The 3718-nt window shown below is 73.9% G+C and carries 2 protein-coding genes; one reads left to right on the plus strand and one right to left on the minus strand.

What is annotated here, in order from left to right:
* Positions 1 to 24 precede the first annotated feature (24 nt).
* Positions 25 to 3261 (plus strand): AfsR/SARP family transcriptional regulator, encoded by a 3237-nt coding sequence (locus AC31A1_RS48515; RefSeq protein WP_489659445.1) that lies wholly within the window; start codon positions 25 to 27, stop codon positions 3259 to 3261.
* Between the two features lie 4 nt (positions 3262 to 3265).
* On the opposite strand, the gene AC31A1_RS48520 is transcribed toward AC31A1_RS48515, so the two are convergent.
* A partial coding sequence (locus AC31A1_RS48520) for an NPCBM/NEW2 domain-containing protein (RefSeq protein ID WP_489659446.1) occupies positions 3266 to 3718 on the minus strand: 453 nt, incomplete at its 5' end.

Here is a 3718-nt window from a genome sequence, read left to right on the forward strand (position 1 = left end):
CACCCACCCAGCGACAATGACCCGGTGCGGTACAAAATCCTGGGCAGCACCCGGGCGGAGAACGAACAGGGCACCGGCGTACCCCTCGGCGGTGCGCGTCTCCGTGCCCTGCTCGCGGCGCTCGCCCTGCACCCGGGCCGGATCATCCCCTTCGGCACCCTGATCGACGAGGTGTGGGCGGACGAGCCTCCCCAGGACGCCCCGGCCGCCCTCCAGGCCCTGGTCGGCCGCCTCCGCCGCACCCTCGGCAAGGACGCGATCGCCTCCGACCCCGGCGGCTACCGCCTCGCGGCGACCCGGGACGACGTGGACCTGTTCGTCTTCGAACACCTCACCCGCAGGGGTACGGCCGCCCTCGCCCGGGGCGACGCGACCACCGCCGCCCGCGACCTCTCCGAGGCGCTCGCCCTCTGGCGCGGACCCGCGCTCGCCGACCTCCCGGACCGGTCCGCCGCCGCCCGCCCCGACGCGCTGCGCCAGGAGGCCACCCGCGCGCGGGCCGAGGCCGACCTGCTGCTCGGCCGCGCCGCCGACGTCGTACCGGAACTGAAGGAACTGACCACCGCGCATCCCTACGACGAGCCGCTGCACGCCCTCCTCATCCGCGCCCTGCGCGCCTGCGGCCGCGGGGCCGACGCGCTCGCCGCGTACGAGGCGGCCCGGCGCGCGCTCGCCGACGGGCTCGGCACCGACCCGGGGCCGGAACTCCGCGCGCTGCACGGGGAGTTGCTCACGTCGACGGCGCCCGTGAGTACGACGACCCCGGCGCCGGGGCGTCCCGAACGCAACGGCAACCTGCGTCCCCGGCTTACCTCTTTCGTGGGCCGGGAACCCGAGATCGCCGCCATCCGTTCCGAAGTGCACAGGGCCCGCCTGGTCACGCTCACCGGACCGGGCGGCTCCGGAAAGACCCGTCTCGCCGAGGAAGCCGCCGCCGGGCTCCCGCAGGCGTGGCTCGTCGAGCTGGCCCGGCTCGACCGGCCGGAGGCGGTGCCGGGCGCGGTGGTCAGCGCCCTCGGTCTGCGCGAGACCGCGTTGCTGACCACCGAGTTGATGACCACGCAGGACGACCCGGTCGCCCTGCTGGTGGAGTACTGCGCCTCGCGTGGCCGACTCCTGATCCTTGACAACTGCGAACATGTCATCGGCGCGGTGGCCGACCTCGCCGAGACCCTCCTGACCCGCTGCCCGGGGCTCACGATCCTCGCCACCAGCCGTGAACCCCTGGGCGTCCCCGGCGAGTCCGTGCGCCCGGTGGAGCCCCTCGTCCCCGACCAGGCGCACCGCCTCTTCACCGAGCGCGCCGCCATCGTCCGCCCCGACGCGCAGGCCGTGCTCCAGGACACGGAGGCGGTCGCGGAGATCTGCCGCCGCCTCGACGGCCTGCCCCTGGCCATCGAACTGGCCGCCGCCCGGCTCCGGTTGCTCACCCCGCGCCAGATCGCCGACCGCCTCGACGACCGCTTCCGCCTCCTCACCTCCGGCAGCCGCACGGTCCTGCCCCGCCAGCAGACCCTCCGTGCCGTCGTCGACTGGTCCTGGGAACTGCTCGACGAGTCGGAGCGGACGGTGCTGCGCGAGGTCTCCGTGTTCGCCGGCGGCTGGGACCTCGCGGCGGCCGAGGCCGTGTGCACCGGCCCCGCGGCCCATCTCATCGGCTCCCTGGTCGACAAGTCCCTGATCGTGGCCACCCCGGGCGACACGGACGGCGGCATGCGCTACCGCATGCTGGAGACCATCCACGAGTACGCCGTGGAGCGCGCCGCCGAGACCCCCGGCCTGCGCGCCGCCGCCGAGCGCAGGCACCGCGCGTGGGTCCGCGCCCTCGTCGAGGAGGCCGAGCCGCTCCTCCGCTCGGGCGACCAACTCCCGTGGATAGCCCGCCTGGAGACCGAGCTCGACAACATCCGGGCGGCCCTCGTCCGCTCCGTCGCCGCGCGCGACGAGGAGGAGGCGGGCGCCCTGGTCCTCGCCGTCGGCTGGTTCTGGTGGCTGCGCAACTACCGCGCCGAGGGCTCGGAATGGGTGATCCGCGTCCTCACCCTGACCACACCGGACGGGCTGGCCCAGGACCCGTTCGAGGCCTACGTCGCGGACCCGGAGGCGGATGCCCGGCACCCCCTGCACACCCGGCGGATGGACCTCCGGCTGCTGGATCTCTTCCTCAGGGCCGAGTCCGAGATCCTGGGCCGGACGGCGGACGGCCTGCTGGACGAGCGCATGCGGCAGTACATGCAGCTGATCCAGGCCTACTTCGCCGCCGGCGGCCCGCGGTCTGCCCGTATGCCAGGGCTCATCTGGCCGCTCACCGCCTACTTCCTCACCGAGTCGATGGACATCCGGCCCGCCATGGAGGCGGCGGTCGTCAACGTCCGTGCCCACGGCGGCGACTGGGAGAACGCCGTCATGCTGATGTTCCGCACGCACCTCCTCGTCGACTCACCGGGCGGCATGGCGGGCATCGACGAGGACCTGAAGGCGCTGAAGGTGCTCTGCCGGCGCGTCGGCGACCGCTGGGTGCTCGCCCAGGTGTCCAGCGCGTTCGGCGAGGCCGCCATGGTCCGCGGCCGCTTCGAGGAGGCGAGGACGGAGTACGAGGAGGCGCTGGCGCTCGCCTACGAGGTGGGTGCCAACACCGAGACCCCGTTCCTCATCGCCCGCCTCGCCGAGCTCGCCTTCCGCGCGGGAGACCGCGACAGCGCGCTGGCCGGCCTGGACCGGGCGACCGAGGAGTCCGACCGGCACGGCGTAGCGGACGCCCGCGCGTTCGTCCTGATGCTGCGCGCGCACATCGCCCTGGAGGACGGGGAGATCGCCCGCGCGCGGGAGTTGAGCGACCGGGCCTGGGCGGAGAGCGAAAAGGGCACGCCCCCACCGCAGTTCAGGGCCGGCCTGAACGCGGTCGCCGCCCTGGTCACCGCCGCCGAGTCCGGCCCGGAGCGCGGCCTGGAGATGATGACCGCCACCCTGCGCGAGGCCGTCGACCAGCACTGCGCCGACGCGCTGGTCGCGATGCTGGTGGACCAGACGGCCCTGCTCTCCGCCGAACTCGGCGAACTACCGCGCGCGGTACGGCTGTTGGCCGCGAGCGACCATTGGCGCGGCGGCCATCCGCGCCCCATGCCGGAGCACGCCCGCGTCGAGCACACCGAGGCCACCGCCCGCACCGCCCTGGGCGCCGAGCGCTACGCCGCCGAACGCGCCCGCGGCGAGACCCTCACCCTGGAGGAGATCCTGGCGGAGCTGCCCGCCCCGCCGTGACCTCCTACTGGCAGGTGAACTTGGACTCCGCCCAGTCCGCCAGCGCCAGGTTGTCGAAGGAACTGCGCGGTTCGACCACGAGCCGTACGGTCTTGCGCCCGGCGATGTTCACGTGGACGGGCACGGCCGGGTCCCCGCCGTCGATCTCCCCGGACCGCCACAGCCGGACCCCGTCGGCGTACACCGAGAAGTACACCTTGCCGATCCCCAGCATCATGTCGTCGACGCCGACCGTCGCGTCGTAGGAGACGCACTGGCGGTTGAGGTCGATCGTGACGGAGGAGCGGCCGTGCACAGTGGCTCCGTGCGCGTACCGAGTGCCGCCGATCGAGACGCCGTAGCGCTGCCACACCCAGCTGCTCTCGCCGAGTTGGATCTCCGGCGCGGTGCCGTCGCCGTTGACGTTGTACGAGAGTTCGCTGACCTGGAAGACCGTCGGCGCGGGTGGGGGCGTCGG

This window comes from Streptomyces sp. P5F9 (genome assembly GCF_057961495.1).